This is a genomic window from Ruegeria marisflavi, from assembly GCF_025673445.1.
In the GTDB taxonomy this organism is placed as follows: Bacteria; Pseudomonadota; Alphaproteobacteria; order Rhodobacterales; family Rhodobacteraceae; genus Ruegeria_B; species Ruegeria_B marisflavi.
Window position 1 is genome coordinate 345,204 of sequence record NZ_JAOVQN010000001.1, and the last position, 16,265, is coordinate 361,468.

A 16,265-nucleotide genomic window follows, 5' to 3' on the forward strand; every position below is an offset into this window, starting at 1 on the left:
GCATTGATATTGAAGAAACAAAAGATGCATTATTTTGCTCAATACCTCTTGCCAAAGCGCATGTGGGCATTAAAATGCACCTCAACCTCAAGTTTTGGAGTCTAACATGACCCACCGTATCGACTTTCAAACCGATCCCTCCCGCTATCGTCATTGGCGCGTGGAGTTCGACGGCGAGATCGCCAATCTCTACATGGATGTGGATGAGCAAGGTGGGTTGTTCCCGGGATATGAGCTGAAGCTCAACTCTTATGACCTCGGGGTTGACATTGAGCTTGCCGATGTTGTCCAGCGGATGCGGTTTGAGCACCCCGAGGTCAAGGTGGTGGTCATGCAATCGGCCAAGGACCGCGTGTTCTGTGCCGGTGCCAATATCCGCATGCTTGGGGGCGCTAGTCACGCGCACAAGGTCAACTTCTGCAAGTTCACCAACGAAACGCGAAACACGTTCGAGGCCGCCGAGGCCGACAGCGGCCAAAAATACATCGCCGCAGTCAAGGGCGCCTGTGCGGGTGGCGGGTACGAGCTGGCTCTGGCTTGCAACTACATCATACTGACCAATGACAGCTCTTCCTCCGTGGCTTTGCCCGAGGTTCCGCTGCTGGCCGTTCTGCCGGGCACCGGTGGGCTGACCCGCGTCACGGACAAGCGCAAGGTGCGTCGCGATCTGGCCGATGTGTTCTGCTCGGTCGAAGAAGGTGTAAAGGGTCAGCGCGCCGTTGATTGGCGGCTGGTGGACGAGATCGCGCCGAATTCGAAGTTTGATGAGGTTGTGCAGGAACGCGCCCGCGAATTCGCCGCAGCCAGCGCCAAGCCTTCTGGTCTGACGGGGATCGAACTTACGCCGCTCGACCGCCGCTTTGACGAGGGCGGTTCGGTCACCTATTCCTCAGTTGAAGTCGCAATCGATCGGGAAGGAGGTCGGGCAACGCTGACCATCACAGGCCCGTCCGATCCGGCTCCGGCCTCGGTGGCGGAATTGCAGGGGCAGGGGGCCCAAGCCTGGATCCTGCGCGCCGCCCGCGAACTGGACGACGCCATCCTGCATCTGCGCCTGAATGAACGTCAGATCGGCACCCTGGTGTTCAAGACGCAAGGTGACCCGACTGCGGTTCTGGCGCACGAAGCGCTTTTGCTGGCCAACCGCGACAACTGGCTGGCCAACGAAATCCTGCAGTATTGGAAGCGCGTCCTGAAGCGTGTGGACATGACTTCGCGCAGCCTGGTCGCCATTGTCGAGCATGGCTCTTGCTTTGCCGGGCCCTTGGCGGAACTGCTCTGGGCCGTGGACCGGTCTTACATGATGCTGGACGAGTTCGAAGGCGACAATCGCCCGCTTGCGACTATCACTCTGAGTGAAGGAAATTTCGGCTCCTACCCGATGGGGAACGACCTGACGCGCTTGCAGACCCGGTTCCTGGGTACTCCGGAAACCGTCGATACCCTGCGTGGCCATGTCGGCGAGGCGCTGGAAGCCGCTGAAGCCGAACAACTGGGCCTGGTGACCTATGCTTATGACGATATTGACTGGGAGGATGAAGTGCGCATCTTCCTGGAAGAGCGCGCGAGTTTCTCGCCCGATGCGATGACGGGGATGGAGGCGAACCTTCGGTTTGCCGGTCCCGAAACGATGGAAACGCGCATCTTTGGCCGCCTGACTGCCTGGCAGAACTGGATCTTCCAGCGCCCGAACGCGGTCGGTCCTGATGGTGCGCTGCAACGCTACGGCACCGGGGTGCGTGGCGACTACAACATGGAACGTGTCTGAGGAGGGAAGCAGATTTTTTCCGAAAATCTGTTGAAAAATCTTTGAAAGATTTTTTCCCGCAAGGAGGAAAGCAATGCTCGACCTGATCAACGTAAGTTACGACACCCAGATCCCCAACAACGTGGGGCTGAGCCAGGACAAGAAAGTGCTGAAGGCGCTGGAGAAATGGCACCCCGGCTATATCAACTGGTGGAACGACCTGATCCCGCAGAATTTCCAGCAAAGCATGGTCTATCTGCGCACCGCCGTTTCGGTGGACCCGAAAGGCTGGGCCAAGTTCGACTATGTGAAGATGCCCGAATACCGTTGGGGCGTGCTGCTGGCGCCGCAGGTTGAAAACCGCACAATTCCCTGTGGAGAGCACTACGGGCAACCTGCCTGGCAGGAAGTGCCGGGTGAGTACCGCAATCTGCTCAAGCGGCTGATCGTGATCCAGGGCGATACAGAGCCGGCCTCGGTCGAACAGCAGCGCTTGCTGGCGCTGACCGCGCCTTCGCTCTACGACATGCGCAACCTGTTCCAGGTGAACGTCGAAGAGGGCCGCCACCTCTGGGCGATGGTCTATCTGCTGCACAAGTACTTTGGCCGTGATGGGCGCGAAGAGGCCGACGACTTGCTGCGCCGCCAGTCGGGCAGCGAAGAGGCCCCGCGGATGCTGGGCGCCTTCAACGAGGAAACGCCGGACTGGCTCTCGTTCTTCATGTTCACCTATTTCACCGACCGCGACGGCAAGATGCAGTTGGAAAGCTTGGCGCAGTCGGGTTTCGATCCGCTCAGCCGCACCTGCCGCTTCATGCTGACCGAGGAAGCACACCACATGTTCGTGGGTGAAACCGGCGTCGGCCGCACTATCGAGCGGACCTGCCAGGTGATGAAAGAGAACGGGATCGACGATCCGTTCGATGTGGACCGTATCCGTGGCCTCGGCGTGATCGACCTACCGTTGATCCAGAAGAAGCTCAATCTGCATTACACGCTGTCGCTGGATCTCTTCGGTCAGGAAGTTTCGACCAACGCCGCAAACGCATTCAACGCCGGTATCAAGGGCCGCTACATGGAGGCGCGCATCACCGACGATCACCAGTTGCAAAGCGATACCTACGTGGTCTGGGATCTGGTCGACGGCAAGGCAGTGCAAAAGGAAGTACCTGCCCTTACCGCGATCAACATGCGCCTGCGGGATGATTACACCAAGGACGCCGCGGGTGGTGTCGGCCGCTGGAACAAGATCATCGAGAAATACGGCATCGACTTTGAATTGAAGCTGCCGCACGAAGCGTTCCATCGCAAGATCGGCGTCTTTGCCAACCTTCCTTTCGATCCCGAAGGCAAGGTTGTGACCGGGGCCGAATATGACAAAGGCCTGCCCGAGTGGCTGCCAACCCACGCCGATGGCGACTATATCCAGTCGCTGATGAAGCCGTGCTACGAGGCAGGGCAATACGCCCGCTGGATTGGCCCGCCGAAGGTTGGCATCGACAACAAGCCAGGCGATTTCGAGTATGTGAAGCTTCACATGGCCTGAATTTGTTCACAGGCGGGAACCGTGGGCGGAAACAATTTGTGACCCGCCTGCGGATTGACGGACAGGGGTATTCTCCTGTTCGCTGATCCCAGCCTGATCGGAAAATGCGAGGACCCGACCATGCAGATTGACCGTTCGAAATCCGATACCCCACGCCTTCAGGCGCTGGCCGGCCAGATATCTGCATTGCAAGGTCCGTGTGTTGGGTGCTCTGACTGTGTGGGTCTGTGCAAGGCGCTGATCGATACGCTGATCGTTCCCGACATCGTTCTGACCAGGAAACAAGAGACCTCATGACACAGCCGATCAAGCAGCATCTGATCGACCCCGAAATCTGTATCCGCTGCTATACATGCGAAATGACCTGTCCCGAGCAGGCCATCGAACATGACGACATGAATGTCGTCGTGGACGTGGACAAGTGCAAGTTCTGCATGGATTGCATTCCGGTCTGTCCGACGGGGTCCATTGATAACTGGCGCGTGGTGGCCGAGCCATATTCGTTGGAAGACCAATATGCCTGGACGGATTTGCCCGCTCAGGAAGACGTGGCGGGTGACGATGCCGGGCTCGAAGCCCTGGACGACGCGGTCGCAGCGCTCTTGGCCGAGGCGCACAAGGGGGTCGGTGGCAAGTCACGCGCACCCGCCACGGCGGCCAAACCGACAATCAATCTCTATACGCTGGGCAAACCTGCCGAAGCGCGGGTGACCGGGAATTTCCGCCTGACTGCCGAAGGCAGCGACAGCGATGTGCGCCACATCATCCTGGATTTTGGCGGACAGCCTTTTCCCGTGCTCGAAGGTCAAAGCATCGGGATCATTCCACCCGGAACAGATGCCGAAGGCAAAGCGCGCCTGCCGCGACTGTACTCGGTTTCAAGCCCCCGCGATGGCGAAAGACCCAATTTCAACAACCTTTCGCTGACCGTCAAGCGAGAGCCGCACGGCGTGTGCTCGAACTTTGTCTGCGATCTGAAACCGGGCGATACCGTGCGGGTGACCGGCCCGTTTGGTGCGACCTTCCTGATGCCATCGGATCCGAATGCGCATTTGCTGATGATCTGCACCGGAACCGGTTCGGCCCCCTTCCGCGCTTTCACCATGCGGCGGCAACGGGAGAACCCCAAGCTCAAGGACTCCCTGACCCTCGTTTTTGGCGCTCGCCGACAACAGGAGTTGCCCTATTTCGGCCCATTGGGAAAGGTTCCAGAAAGCTTCATGGCCAAGCATTTTGCTTTTTCCCGGCAGGATGGAGAGCCCAAGCACTATGTGCAGGACAAGCTGCGCGCCGAGGCAGACCGCATTGGCCAGTTGCTGCTGGATCCGTCGACCCATATCTATGTCTGCGGTCTGAAGGCGATGGAGCAGGGCGTGGAAGAAGCGCTAAAGGACATCGCGCGGGCACGGGGCATTGTCTGGACCGAATTGCGCGACCAGATGCGCGACCAGGGACGTTTCCATGTGGAGACCTACTAAGGGCCTGCTCTGGGGCCATCTGCTTGCGGATTGGATTGCACCCGTGGGCCCCCTGCCGTAATATTGCGCAATATTTTGCACAAAGCTGCAGGTAGCATGACCGAGATAACCAATTTCCGCGGCGAAACGGCGTCAAACGGACCGGCAGACAGTACAGAAGCTCAGGTTTCGGCCCTGATCGCTAGGGTTGGGGACCGGGTTCGGGCTGCCCGGCAGCGGAAGGGAATCCCACGGCGTGTCCTGTCTGAGGCTTCCGGTGTCTCGCCGCGCTACCTGGCGCAACTCGAAGCGGGCGAAGGGAATATATCGATCGGTCTCTTGTTACGGGTTGCAATCGCGCTTGATCACCGGATCGAATGGCTTGTGGGCCAGGATGATCCATGGACCTCCGACGCGCTGCGCGTCGCCGATCTGTATCGGGTCGCAAAATCCGATGTACAACAGGCCGTTCTGCGCGCGCTCAGTCCTGAACCGGCCGAGGCGATCCGAGCGCAGCGGATCTGCCTAGTCGGTCTGCGAGGCGCGGGAAAATCCACCCTTGGGGTCCGCTTGGGGGCCGAGTACGGTTTGCCCTTCGTGGAACTCAATGACGAGATCGAGGAGCAGGCCGGCATGCCCGTGGGCGAAGTCATGGCGCTCTACGGGCAGGAAGGATACCGCAAGCTCGAAGCGCAGGCGGTCAGTCGGGTTGTGGCCAAACACGAGGCGATGGTTCTGGCCGTGGCGGGCGGCATCGTTGCCGAGCCCGAAACCTACAACATGCTCTTGACCCATTTCCACACGATCTGGCTGCGCGCCGACCCTGAGGAGCACATGGAACGGGTCCGCGCCCAGGGAGACGAGCGCCCGATGGCCGGAAACCCCGAGGCGATGGAGCAGCTGAAATCCATCCTTGCCAGCCGCGAAATCCTCTACGGCAAGGCACTGGCCCAACTCGATACATCGGGTCAGTCCGTCGAAACATCTCTTACGCAACTAAAGGCATTGGTAAACGACCGCGGCTACCTTGGATAGGCCCTGGCAGGCAGCCGGTTCATGCTTCTTTCTGGTTGGAAATACTCCTGGGGGTCTGGGGGGCTGGCCCCCCAGCCTCAACGCTCAATGCGGTGCCCTGATCCAGTCCGCAGCAAACACGACCCGTTCGACGCCTGCCAGGCGACGAACTCGGTCAAGTTCGGCTTCCAGCTTCCGGGTACGGGCCTCTGACCAGCGCAAACCACGCTCTGGCCAAAACGCTCTGACCCGCAACTCGCTACAGTCTCGATGTGCCTTCATGTCGATGCGACCGACTAGGCGGTCACCCTCAAGCAAAGGGAAGACATAGTAACCATAGACCCGCTTCGGTTCCGGGACAAAAACCTCGATCCGATAATGGAAGTCAAACAGTCGTTCCGCGCGTTTCCGGTCTCGCAGAGCGGGGTCAAAGGGGCTAAGCACCCGGATCCGGCCCGGCGCCTGCGGAGCGATGGCCGCCTGCTCGCTCACATCCGGCCTGGCCAATACCTTGCGCCAGCTGCCGTCGGCGCTCTGAATCTCGATCTGTTCCAGATTTCCGCGCGACAGTTCGCCTTCCGCCCAAACCTTCGTCTCGGCCGGGCTGGCGCTGTCCCAGAACGCGGCCAGCTCGCCCGTGGTGGCAAAGCCCAGACGGTCAAGGGCCGCGTTGCAGAGCCAGTCGATCGTAATAGCCGGGTCGCAGTCGATTGCCCCGGGGCAGAGGTGCTCTTCGATCACGCGTTCGGTCAGGTCATAGCGTTTCTGAAACCCTTCCCGCCCGATCACCGTCAGCGCCCCTGAGCGCCAGAGATATTCCAGCGCGGTTTTGGAAGGGTGCCAGTCCCACCAGCCGCCAGATGACTTCTCTTCGTCCTTGCCGACATCCGAGGAACCGACCGGTCCGTGATCGCGGATATGATCCAGCACCGCGGCGAACTTGGCCTCGAAACCGTCCCGACGCCAGTTCTTCCAGCGCGCGCGCAGCAAGTCGGCATCGCGTTCAAACCGCATATGCCAATGCGGGTAGAACGCCATCGGGATGACGGCGGCATCATGGGTCCAATGTTCGAACAGCGCCCGGTCATGTTCGTAAAGCCGTTTCAGATCGGGCGGGCGATAGGTGGGGCGACGCGAGAACAGGATCATGTCATGCGCCCGCGCAACGGTGTTGATGCTGTCGAGCTGCACAAAGCCAAGCCGGGTGATCAGGTCCAGCAAGTCGGCACCGCGCGCCGGGCCGCTGGGCTGTTCCGCCAACCCGTGCCGGTCCAGGAACAGTGCCCGCGCCGCGCGGTTGTCGAGCCGTTGCAGCGCCACAGCCTCAGCGCCGCTTCAAGGTGTCGCCATAGCTGATCTTGGGCTCCAGCGTGATCCGCGTCTCGATTTCGGCCTCGGGGTCCTCCAGCCGTTTGGCGATGATCTCGGCGGCCTTGCGCCCAATCTCCAGCCGACAGGCATCCATCGTGGCCAGCTTGCGCGGCAAACCTTGGAGAAGCTCCACATTGTTGAAGCCCGCCAGGCCGATCTGGCCGGGAATGTCGATCCCCTGTTCGAGCAGATAGAGCAGACCGCCCGCCGCGATCATGTCATTGGAGTAATAGAGGAAATCGAGGTCCGGCGAGCGTTCCAGCATGGCCTGCGTCATCTCGCGCCCCTTGGCCAGCGCCGAACCGCCGGAGTAGAACTCGCGATCCTCGATCTCGACCCCGTTCTTGCCCAACACCTCGGTGAAGCCTTCGAACCGTTTGCGGGCGCGGTAATCGAGCGGCATCTTGGTGCCCATGAAGCCGATCCGGCGATAACCCGCCTTGAGGATCGCCTGCGCCATCTCGCGCCCGGCGCGGCGGTGCGAAATGCCCACCATCGCATCGACCGGCTTGCCGTCGCTATCCATGATCTCGACCACCGGAATGCCGGCCGCATCCAGCATGGCGCGCGCCGCTTCGGAATGCTCCAGCCCTGCGATGATCACGCCCGAGGGGCGCCACGAGAGCATCTCGTAAAGCACCTTTTCCTCTTTCTCGGGGAGATAGTCGGTGACCCCGACCACCGGTTGCAACTCAGTGTCTTCCAGCACCTGGTTGATGCCGGTCAACACCTCGGGGAACACCATGTTCGACAGGGACGGGATAATTACCGCCACGAGGTTGACCCGGTTTGACGCCAGCGCACCGGCGATTTTATTTGGAACGTATCCCAGTTCCTTGGCTGCGGCGAGCACGCGGGCACGGGTTGCATCCGAAACATCCCCCCGATTGCGCAATACGCGGCTGACGGTCATTTCCGAAACCCCCGAAGCTTCGGAGACATCTCGAAGGGTGAGCGGGCGTTTTGTGTCGGTTGTCAACGGCGTACCTGCACTGATTTGATTTATACTTGGATGCTAGCGCGAACAGGTCGGCACGTTCAACTGCTACGCATTGTCCGATGACAAGCCTCTCAAACCTCGTTAGAGAGGGCCCCGGCGGCCCCGTGGCTCAATTGGATAGAGCAGCCCCCTCCTAAGGGGCAGGTTACAGGTTCGAATCCTGTCGGGGTCACCAGCATCTGGCGAAGAGAATATCCCTCAGGGGGCGCTCACCCAGGCGATGAAGGCCGGAACGGTCAGGATGGATGCGGCTGTCGACAGCAGGATCGCGGCCGAGACACGTTGCGGGGCGACGCCGTAATGCGCGGCCAGCATATAGACGTTGCCAGCGACCGGAAGCGCTGCTGCGGAAATGGCCACCGAGGCGGTGAACGCATCGACCGGAAACACCCACAGTACCGCAAGCGCCACCAGCATTGGGTGTACGATCAGCTTACAGAAACTCAGCCAGGCCGCGATCTGTACCCGTTCGGCCGACCGCTCGGCCAGAGAAGCACCGATGGCGAACAAGGCGCCGGGGGTTGCAGCACCCCCAAGGATGGTCAGGAAGTCGTTCATCGGGGCGGGTACCGGCAACTCGATGGCCGACCACGCCAAGCCAGCAGAGATTGAGACGATCATCGGGTTCCTGACCAGCCCGAGACCGATCAGGCGCAGGGTGGCAAGGGTCAGGCGCCCGTCGCGTCCGCCGTTGATCAGGATCACGATGAGAGACGAGAACACGACCAGATCGACCGAAAGGATCAGCATGATCGGCCCGATCGCCGCTTCGCCAAACAAGAGCGCAAGCATCGGCAGCCCCAGAAATCCGGTATTGCCAATGGCTGCACATTGCGCCTCGACTGCCGCCGTCGGGACGTCGAGACGCCTCAGAAAAGCGACCAGCATCCCGATGCCGTAAACGCCTGCAGTACCCCAAAGATACCCGGCGACGAGCTGGCCATCGAAAATCTCGTTGAATGGCAGGTTGGCGGAGAACCGGAATAGCATCGCCGAAAGGGCGAAGAAGAACACGAACTTGGTCAGATAAGCGGTGGCTTCAGGGCTGAAGAAACGGCTGCGCCCGGCCCAGAAGCCCAAGCCAATAATGGCAAAGAACGGGAGTGTGCGCAGAAAGATCTCGACCATGTTCGATCTGGTAACATTTTCTGACCTGATGGCAAGAGTGGCCGTCTAGCCGCTGCCGATAAGGACACCAGCGGCCAAGACCAGCGCACCGCCAAGAACAACCTGGAAGGCCGCGCGAAAGAACGGGGTCTCCATATACCGGTTCTGAATCCAGGCGATGGCCCAAAGCTCGAAGAAAACGATGATCACTGCGATCGTCGTTGCGGTCCAGAAATCAGGGATCAGGTAAGGCAGCGCGTGACCCAGGCCGCCGAGTGTGGTCATCACGCCGGACGCGATACCGCGTTTGACCGGGGAACCACGCCCCGAAAGCTCGCCATCGTCCGAGGCGGCCTCGGTAAAGCCCATCGAGATACCGGCGCCGACAGATGCGGCCACGCCCACCAGGAACGTGGTCCAGGTGTCCTGTGTCGCAAAGGCGGTAGCAAAGATCGGAGCCAGGGTCGAAACCGATCCGTCCATCAGGCCGGCAAGGCCCGGCTGTACCCAGGTCAGGATGAACTGGCGCCGCGCGGTGGCTTCCTCTTGTGCGCGGCTGTCCTCATCAAGATGAGCCTCCTCCAACTCGGTTGCGGTGGCTTGATGGCCGGCTTCCGCCGCTGCCAGATCCCCCAACAGCTTGCGTGTGGCCGCATCGGTCGAGCGCGCGGCGGCGGCAAGATAGAAACGTTCGGCGTCACGCTCCATTGCTTCGGCCTCGGTCCGGATACGTTCGATCCCGAGGTTCTCAACCAGCCAGACAGGGCGGCGCGCGTAGTAGCCCGCCACATGCTCGCGCCGGATCAGCGGAATTACCGAACCAAACCGACGCTCGTGCAGAGCGATCAACTGTGCGCGATGTTCATCCTCTTCTGCGGCCATGCCATCGAACATGCGGGCCGACGCGGGAAAGTCGGCACGCAAAAGCTCGGCATAGGACCGGTAGATGCGCGCATCGTCTTCTTCCGAGGAGATCGCCAGTGCGATGACTTCCTGCTCGGACAGGTCGCGGAAATGTTTGCGATAGGAAAGAAAGCGCATCCGGCATCCCAACTGGTTAGAATGATTCTAAGATATCATCGGCCGACAGGCTTGCAACCCGTTTGGCCCGAATCGTTGAAACTCTAGCCCCTGCTCCATACGTTGGAAAAACAGAATATCTGAGGAGTGAGGATGACGCAGGCCGCAACCATCGTGCGTACCGGGCGCAAGTTCGAGCAAGTGCTGAGAGGTGCGCGCGAGGTCTTTATGGCGGACGGCTTCGAAGGTGCAAATGTCGACGACATCGCACGCGCAGCGGGTGTGTCCAAGGCAACGCTCTACAGCTATTTCCCCGACAAACGGCTGCTGTTCATCGAGGTGGCGCAGACTGAATGCCAGTTGATGGCCGAACGCATCCTGTCGATGATCGACGAATCCCGCCCGGCGCGTGAAGTTCTGACAATCACCGCGACACAGCTGGTTGCGTTTCTTACTTCCGATTTCGCACAACAGGTTTTTCGCATCTGTCTTGCGGAACGCGACCGCTTTCCCGAATTGGCCCGCGCCTTTTACGCGGCGGGCCCCGAGAACGGGCAGCGCCGCATCTGCGAATATCTCGAAAAGGCGGTCTCCAAGGGCGAGTTGCTTGTCGAAGATATCCCGATGGCCGCCGAGCAGTTCTCGGAGTTGTGTAAGACCCGGCTTTGGACCCGGGCAGTGTTTGGCATCCAGAACCGCTTTTCCCAGGTTGAAATAGACGAAGTGGCCCTCCAAGCCGTCGACATGTTCATGGCGCGCTACGGCGCCTGAACGCAAAAACGCCCGCCAAAGGCGGGCGTTCCAGCAAATCCGTTTCCGGGTTTGATCCGGATCAGCGACGCAGGCCCAGACGTTCGATCAGCGACGCGTAACGTGCTTCGTCCTTGCCCTTCAGGTAATCCAGCAGCTTGCGGCGCTGAGCCACCAGCTTGAGCAGACCACGGCGGCCGTGGTTGTCTTTCTTGTGGGTCTTGAAGTGCTCGGTCAGGGTCGCGATGCGCGAGCTGAGGATTGCAACCTGGACTTCCGGCGAACCGGTGTCACCGTCCTTGGTTGCATATTCTTTCATCACGCGTGCTTTTTCTTCAGCGGTAATCGACATCGGGGTCTCCTTGTGAGGTTAGAGTGAATGGCGCAGGCCGGGATGTCGTCCAGCACAGGCCCATGGAGATTGACCGCACAGGACAGGAATCCATGGCGGATGCGGGCGTATACGCGTTTATTTTTCGAAGGGCAAAGAGAAATTTCCCGAACCTTCAATTCGGCCAGTTTTGTTGTGCAAGAACGTTCTCGCGGATCAGCAGAACATCGGACGGAAGGACTTCGTTCTCGCTGTGCAGAACCGCGATCTGCTCGCCCTCGACGATCACCCGGGTCAAACCGGGCTGGTCCGGGTCCTTGCTGATCTCGATGACGGGATCGGTATCGCTTTCGGTATTCCAGATGACCTGCAATTGATCGACACCCGGTTCGAAATCCATGATCTGGACAGGGTCGCCGTCTGCAACCCAATGACCGGCAAAAACCGCATCTTCACCTTCGCCGGTTGTGACGATATCGCCTGCGCCGGCAAAGATCGTGTCCTGTCCGTCCCCACCATTCAGGTAGTCGACATCCTGATCGCCTGCGGCAAGTGGCGCATGGTTCGGCCCCTCGACACCGAATAGGACATCGCTTCCAAAACCGCCGAACAGGCTGTCCGCCCCGGTCCCTCCGGCCAGCGTGTCGTTGCCGTGGCCACCATGCAGGGCATCATTGTCCGCGCCCCCGTCTAACCGGTCGTCATCCTGCCCGCCATGAATGTTATCCTGGCCCGCGCCACCTTCCAGCAGATCGTCACCAAAATGCCCGAACAGGCTATCGTCCCCGTCCCCGCCGTCGAGCATGTCGTCACCATCCTCGCCATGGAGCAGATCATCGCCCGCGTCGCCGTCGATCAGATCGTCACCTTCCGCCCCAAAGATCGTGTCGTTTCCATCCTGGCCGGACAGCGTGTCGTTCGCGTCGTAACCGTTGATTTGGTCATTGCCGGTTCCCCCGGCGATGGCGTCCATCTCTTCCGTTCCGGGAAGTAGGAGATACTCGGTCAGATCGCCGGTTTCGCTTCCTGTTGCGGCATCTGAATTCAGTTCCACAAGAAGTTCGGTGTTATGTTCCGGAACAAAATCATCGTCACCACTGGCCTCGCCCGACAGATTGTCATCGGTGCCCGACGACATGAGAACCATTCCCCCGACGGCGGCCAGCCCCAACAGACTTGCGAGCATCAACATGGTGAACTCCGAACACCCCTTACCCCGCCCGAAGATATCTCATGGCGGGGGAGATCAGGTCAAAGCCTTTTGGATCAGATGGTTAACAGGATTGGTCAAGCCCAAAGCGTGGGCTGCTGGCTATATCCGATGTACAGTGGATGTTTGGGGTGGCCATCCTTGGTCAGCCCAAGGTGAAACAGCGGCAACCCGGTTTTCCGAAGCAGCCGTTCGACATCAGGCCCACGATCCAGATGTGCGCCATGCGCGCCCCAGGCGGCCACAATCTGATCCGCCCAATCCGCGCCCTCGAGGATGGTGCGGTCGTTCTCTGGCCCGACTGGATCCTGTGCCGCGCGCATCTTGCGCGGATCTGTGTCACGCCAGGCAAAGATATTGGTGACCTGGAAGGCGCCAAAGCCCAGCGTGCGCGCCCGCCTCTCGCAGCGTTCGACCGTGGGGTCGTTCTGCACCTCGGTCGCGGTCGAGGGATTCAACATCACGAACAGCGCCTTGCGCCCGGCCGGTTCCCAGACACGGGTCAGGCTGTAGCGGTAGCGTTCGCAGTCGGAATAGACGGCGGTTGAGGGCGCATCGCCCTTGGTATGGGAACGGGTGATCATCGCCCTGCCCTAGCACGCGCGCCACCCGGCGTCACGCCCCACCGCTTACTCGGGCCCGGCAAAGACCCGAACCGGATGCAGTTCGCCGGATTTGTAGATGCCCACCGCAACGGCGCGCCCCTCAAACGAGGCCCAAGCCTCGTCGCCATATTCGGCCTCGCCGGGATAGACCATGCCCGGATTGCCGTTGCGCAGGCGCTGAACACCCTCGGGGCTGCATTTCAACTCGGGCAGGTCGGCGAGGCCCTCTTCCAGGGGGCGCAGATAGCTGTCGAGTTCGGGCGTCTTGGCCAGAGCGTCGACCTGCTCGAGGGTGATGCCATCCTCGGCCTCGAAAGGGCCCGACCAGATGCGGCGCAGTTCGCGCACATGGCCGTGACAGCCCAGCGCGGCACCCAGGTCGCGGGCGATCGAGCGGACATATCCACCCTTGCCGCAGGTCATCTCGAGCACCACGTGATCGGGGTCGGGCCGGTCCACCATCAGCAGTTCCTCGACCCAGAGCGGGCGGGCGGCCAGGTCCACATCCTCGCCATCGCGAGCCAGCTTATAGGCGCGCTGACCGTCGATCTTGACCGCCGAGAACTTGGGCGGAACCTGCATGATGTCGCCGAGGAACGGCGCCAGAGCATCCTTGATCTGTTTATCGGTGGGGCGCAGGTTGCTGGAAGCGATCACTTCGCCTTCGGCATCGTCGGTATTGGTCGCCTGGCCCAGGCGGACGGTAAAGACATAGGCCTTTAGCGCATCGGTGATATAGGGAACGGTCTTCGTGGCCTCGCCCAGGGCGATGGCCAGAACGCCGGTGGCCTCAGGGTCGAGCGTGCCCGCATGACCGGCCTTGTTGGCGCCCAGCGCCCAGCGCACCTTGTTGACGACGGAGGTCGAGGTGATGCCGGAGGGCTTATCCACCACCAGCCATCCCGAGATATCGCGCCCCTTGCGTTTGCGTGCCATGTCGCCCTCATCCGATCCAAGGCGCGCCGGTTAGCCCATTGTGAAGAGGCTGTCAAACCGCGCGTCAGGTGCGGTCATGGAGCGCTAGCCACCACGCCCACGATAGGCCCCATCGAAAAGCCCGGATCCGAACGTCCTAGTCGCGGCGCATAAAGGCGCGAGATGTTGCCGTCGAAATACAGGGCATTCGTTACTTTCAGCACATCCCGGAACAGGCTGCCGAATTCATGGAACGTGACGGCGTTGCTGGAAATGGCAAAAACCGCCCTCGTGCCGTCCGCGCTGGTGCCGACGCCGTTGCGGATGTAACGCGACGTCGAATCCGGCAGGAACCGCGGATGCAGCGCGCCGTCGATCACCAGCATCGGCCCGGACTGGGTGGCATAGGCGCAATCGGGCCGGTCCGCATCATAGGCCAGTGTCTCGATCACATCGGCGCGTCCCGGGCGAATGCAGAAAACGCCGTTGGGCAACAGGCCAAAATTGCCTGGTCCCGCATTCGGGATAAGGCGCTTCTGTTCCTCGCCTTTTTCGACGTAGTGACCGACTGGCGAGCGGTCGGGGTGATACATGCCGGCGTTCATCGCAAAGGCCAGCCGTTTGCCCTCGGATTGCAGAGCCGAATCCACCGCCGAAAACTGCCCCAGAAGCTTGCCCTGGTCATCGTTGAGGAACAGGCGCAATTCTTCGGTGCGTGGATCGACCTCGCACACGGTGTACAGATTGCCCTGATGCGTCAGGTCGCGGCATTCCACCGCCGCCGCAGGCCCCGCCACGGCAAACGCCAGGACAGCCGCGACGTGCCGGATCACTCGTCCAGATCGCGGCGCACCGCGTCCTGATCGAATATCCGCCGTGTCTCATCGAGCCGATCAAAGGTTTCGTCCAGCCGGAATCGCAGATCCGGGGTGAACTTCAACCCCAGCTTCTTGCCGACCACCCGACGCAGCTCGTTCTTGTTGCGCGCGAGGAGTTGCAGCACATCCTCCTGCCCCTTGCCGCCCAGCGGCAGCACAAAGGCGGTCGCGATCTTCAGATCGGGCGAGATGCGCACTTCGCCCACGGTGATCGACAGACGGTTCAGGTCAGGATCGTGCACGTCGCCGCGCGCCAGCACCTCGGACAAGGTGCGGCGGATTACTTCGCCGACGCGCAGCTGCCGCTGTGACGGGCCGGGACCATCATGAAACTTGTTCTTTGCCATGGTTTCGATCTACGCCCAAAGCCGGGCTTTGCCAAGCGGCCCTGAACAGGCTAGGACGCATAAGGCCAAGTACAGGAAGGACACGCCATGACCCATATTCCAGGTATCGTGATCACCGGAGCGTCGGGCCGTATGGGGCAGATGCTGGTGCAAACCGTGGCCGCCAGCGACAAGGTTCGTCTGGTGGGCGCGGTCGAGCGTCCGGGCCACGACTGGATCGGCCGGGATGTGGGCGAGGCGATGGGCGGGCAGCCTCTGGGCGTCACCGTCACAGACGATCCGCTCGAGGCATTTGCGCGTGCGCAGGCGGTGATTGACTTCACCGCGCCCGCCGCCACGCTGGAGTTTGCCGCATTGGCCGCGCAGGCCCGTTGCGTGCATGTGATCGGCACAACCGGCATGACACCTGAGCAGATCGCCGCGCTGGAGCCCGCATCGCGCCACGCGGTGATCGTGCGTGCCGGCAACATGAGCCTTGGTGTCAACCTGTTGGTGCAATTGACCAAGAAGGTCGCTGCCGCGCTGGACGAAGATTTCGATATCGAAGTCATCGAGGCGCATCACCACCATAAGGTCGATGCGCCCTCGGGCACCGCGCTGATGCTGGGTGAGGCCGCCGCCGAAGGGCGCGGCGTGGATCTGAAGGATGTGTCGGATCGCGCCCGTGATGGCATAACCGGTGCCCGTAGGCGAGGGGCCATCGGTTTCCACGCTATTCGCGGCGGCGATATCGTGGGAGAGCACGACGTGCTGTTTGCCGCGCCGGGTGAGCGAATCGTGCTCCGCCACATCGCCACCGACCGGGCGGTGTTCGCCCGTGGGGCGCTCAAGGCCGCGTTGTGGGGGCAGGGCAAGACGCCGGGCCATTACGATATGGTCGATGTTCTGGGGCTTTGACATCGGCACCGGAGAATGCCCAAGTTTTAGTCGTTTCATGTGAATTGCGGTGACGCGTTCGGCAATGCCA

The 16,265-nt window shown here is 61.0% G+C and carries 17 protein-coding genes and 1 tRNA gene; 8 read left to right on the top strand and 10 right to left on the bottom strand.

Going from position 1 to position 16,265, the window contains the following annotated elements:
* Positions 1–106 precede the first annotated feature (106 nt).
* From boxC to OEZ49_RS01660, 5 genes are all read left to right on the top strand, one after another.
* Positions 107–1,768, top strand: a complete 1,662-nt coding sequence (gene boxC, locus OEZ49_RS01640) for a 2,3-epoxybenzoyl-CoA dihydrolase (RefSeq protein ID WP_263386696.1) — start codon at positions 107–109, stop codon at positions 1,766–1,768.
* 73 nt (positions 1,769–1,841) lie between these two features.
* Positions 1,842–3,293, top strand: coding sequence for a benzoyl-CoA 2,3-epoxidase subunit BoxB (boxB, locus tag OEZ49_RS01645; protein WP_263386697.1), 1,452 nt, complete (start codon positions 1,842–1,844; stop codon positions 3,291–3,293).
* Between the two features lie 120 nt (positions 3,294–3,413).
* Positions 3,414–3,590, top strand: coding sequence for a hypothetical protein (locus OEZ49_RS01650; protein ID WP_263386698.1), 177 nt, complete (start codon positions 3,414–3,416; stop codon positions 3,588–3,590).
* Complete coding sequence (gene boxA, locus OEZ49_RS01655) at positions 3,587–4,771, top strand: benzoyl-CoA 2,3-epoxidase subunit BoxA (protein WP_263386699.1); 1,185 nt, start codon at positions 3,587–3,589, stop codon at positions 4,769–4,771. Before OEZ49_RS01650 ends, boxA begins: the two co-directional genes overlap by 4 nt.
* 96 nt (positions 4,772–4,867) lie before the next feature.
* Positions 4,868–5,785 (top strand): helix-turn-helix transcriptional regulator, encoded by a 918-nt coding sequence (locus tag OEZ49_RS01660; protein WP_263386700.1) that lies wholly within the window; start codon positions 4,868–4,870, stop codon positions 5,783–5,785.
* Between the two features lie 84 nt (positions 5,786–5,869).
* Here OEZ49_RS01660 and OEZ49_RS01665 read toward each other — a convergent pair whose 3' ends face one another.
* Both OEZ49_RS01665 and OEZ49_RS01670 read right to left on the bottom strand, forming a co-directional pair.
* Entirely contained in the window at positions 5,870–7,084 is a 1,215-nt protein-coding gene (locus tag OEZ49_RS01665) for a winged helix-turn-helix domain-containing protein (RefSeq protein WP_263386701.1), read from the bottom strand.
* Between the two features lie 4 nt (positions 7,085–7,088).
* Complete coding sequence (locus OEZ49_RS01670) at positions 7,089–8,114, bottom strand: LacI family DNA-binding transcriptional regulator (RefSeq protein WP_164130900.1); 1,026 nt, start codon at positions 8,112–8,114, stop codon at positions 7,089–7,091.
* Positions 8,115–8,233: 119 nt separating this feature from the next.
* On the opposite strand from OEZ49_RS01670, the gene OEZ49_RS01675 reads away from it, so the two are divergent.
* Positions 8,234–8,310: transfer RNA gene (locus OEZ49_RS01675), tRNA-Arg, on the top strand.
* A 23-nt stretch (positions 8,311–8,333) separates the two neighbouring features.
* On the opposite strand, the gene OEZ49_RS01680 is transcribed toward OEZ49_RS01675, so the two are convergent.
* Positions 8,334–9,263 carry an AEC family transporter gene (locus tag OEZ49_RS01680; RefSeq protein WP_263386702.1) on the bottom strand — a complete coding sequence of 310 codons (930 nt, stop codon included), beginning with the start codon at positions 9,261–9,263 and terminating at the stop codon, positions 8,334–8,336.
* Between the two features lie 45 nt (positions 9,264–9,308).
* Entirely contained in the window at positions 9,309–10,283 is a 975-nt protein-coding gene (gene mbfA, locus OEZ49_RS01685) for an iron exporter MbfA (RefSeq protein ID WP_164130904.1), read from the bottom strand.
* Between the two features lie 132 nt (positions 10,284–10,415).
* Here mbfA and OEZ49_RS01690 point away from each other — a divergent pair, with 132 nt between their 5' ends.
* Positions 10,416–11,033, top strand: coding sequence for a TetR/AcrR family transcriptional regulator (locus OEZ49_RS01690; RefSeq protein ID WP_263386703.1), 618 nt, complete (start codon positions 10,416–10,418; stop codon positions 11,031–11,033).
* A gap of 61 nt (positions 11,034–11,094) precedes the next feature.
* On the opposite strand, the gene rpsO is transcribed toward OEZ49_RS01690, so the two are convergent.
* From rpsO to rbfA, 6 genes are all read right to left on the bottom strand, one after another.
* Positions 11,095–11,364 (bottom strand): 30S ribosomal protein S15, encoded by a 270-nt coding sequence (gene rpsO, locus OEZ49_RS01695; protein ID WP_093028924.1) that lies wholly within the window; start codon positions 11,362–11,364, stop codon positions 11,095–11,097.
* Between the two features lie 154 nt (positions 11,365–11,518).
* The gene (locus OEZ49_RS01700; protein WP_263386704.1) at positions 11,519–12,535 is read right to left on the bottom strand and encodes a calcium-binding protein; all 1,017 of its coding nucleotides are present in this window, start codon (positions 12,533–12,535) and stop codon (positions 11,519–11,521) included.
* A 95-nt stretch (positions 12,536–12,630) separates the two neighbouring features.
* Positions 12,631–13,137, bottom strand: coding sequence for a DUF1643 domain-containing protein (locus tag OEZ49_RS01705; RefSeq protein WP_263386705.1), 507 nt, complete (start codon positions 13,135–13,137; stop codon positions 12,631–12,633).
* A gap of 45 nt (positions 13,138–13,182) precedes the next feature.
* On the bottom strand, positions 13,183–14,094 hold the full coding sequence (truB, locus tag OEZ49_RS01710; RefSeq protein WP_263386706.1) for a tRNA pseudouridine(55) synthase TruB: 912 nt from the start codon (positions 14,092–14,094) through the stop codon (positions 13,183–13,185).
* A gap of 74 nt (positions 14,095–14,168) precedes the next feature.
* Complete coding sequence (locus OEZ49_RS01715; protein ID WP_263386707.1) at positions 14,169–14,906, bottom strand: phosphodiester glycosidase family protein; 738 nt, start codon at positions 14,904–14,906, stop codon at positions 14,169–14,171.
* Positions 14,903–15,298 carry a 30S ribosome-binding factor RbfA gene (gene rbfA, locus OEZ49_RS01720; RefSeq protein ID WP_263386708.1) on the bottom strand — a complete coding sequence of 132 codons (396 nt, stop codon included), beginning with the start codon at positions 15,296–15,298 and terminating at the stop codon, positions 14,903–14,905. Before rbfA ends, OEZ49_RS01715 begins: the two co-directional genes overlap by 4 nt.
* A gap of 87 nt (positions 15,299–15,385) precedes the next feature.
* Between rbfA and dapB the strand changes: the two genes are divergently transcribed.
* Positions 15,386–16,195, top strand: a complete 810-nt coding sequence (gene dapB / locus OEZ49_RS01725; protein ID WP_263386709.1) for a 4-hydroxy-tetrahydrodipicolinate reductase — start codon at positions 15,386–15,388, stop codon at positions 16,193–16,195.
* The last annotated feature ends 70 nt before the right edge of the window (positions 16,196–16,265 follow it).

What these genes read in the sequence shown, in the direction of transcription:
- truB (WP_263386706.1), bottom strand. Translation starts at nt 14,094, where the DNA reads ATGGCACGCAAACGCAAGGGGCGCGATATCTCGGGATGGCTGGTGGTG.
- boxB (WP_263386697.1), top strand. Translation starts at nt 1,842, where the DNA reads ATGCTCGACCTGATCAACGTAAGTTACGACACCCAGATCCCCAACAAC.
- boxA (WP_263386699.1), top strand. Translation starts at nt 3,587, where the DNA reads ATGACACAGCCGATCAAGCAGCATCTGATCGACCCCGAAATCTGTATC.
- boxC (WP_263386696.1), top strand. Translation starts at nt 107, where the DNA reads ATGACCCACCGTATCGACTTTCAAACCGATCCCTCCCGCTATCGTCAT.
- OEZ49_RS01650 (WP_263386698.1), top strand. Translation starts at nt 3,414, where the DNA reads ATGCAGATTGACCGTTCGAAATCCGATACCCCACGCCTTCAGGCGCTG.
- rpsO (WP_093028924.1), bottom strand. Translation starts at nt 11,364, where the DNA reads ATGTCGATTACCGCTGAAGAAAAAGCACGCGTGATGAAAGAATATGCA.
- OEZ49_RS01680 (WP_263386702.1), bottom strand. Translation starts at nt 9,263, where the DNA reads ATGGTCGAGATCTTTCTGCGCACACTCCCGTTCTTTGCCATTATTGGC.
- OEZ49_RS01690 (WP_263386703.1), top strand. Translation starts at nt 10,416, where the DNA reads ATGACGCAGGCCGCAACCATCGTGCGTACCGGGCGCAAGTTCGAGCAA.
- OEZ49_RS01700 (WP_263386704.1), bottom strand. Translation starts at nt 12,535, where the DNA reads ATGTTGATGCTCGCAAGTCTGTTGGGGCTGGCCGCCGTCGGGGGAATG.
- mbfA (WP_164130904.1), bottom strand. Translation starts at nt 10,283, where the DNA reads ATGCGCTTTCTTTCCTATCGCAAACATTTCCGCGACCTGTCCGAGCAG.
- OEZ49_RS01660 (WP_263386700.1), top strand. Translation starts at nt 4,868, where the DNA reads ATGACCGAGATAACCAATTTCCGCGGCGAAACGGCGTCAAACGGACCG.
- rbfA (WP_263386708.1), bottom strand. Translation starts at nt 15,298, where the DNA reads ATGGCAAAGAACAAGTTTCATGATGGTCCCGGCCCGTCACAGCGGCAG.
- OEZ49_RS01705 (WP_263386705.1), bottom strand. Translation starts at nt 13,137, where the DNA reads ATGATCACCCGTTCCCATACCAAGGGCGATGCGCCCTCAACCGCCGTC.
- dapB (WP_263386709.1), top strand. Translation starts at nt 15,386, where the DNA reads ATGACCCATATTCCAGGTATCGTGATCACCGGAGCGTCGGGCCGTATG.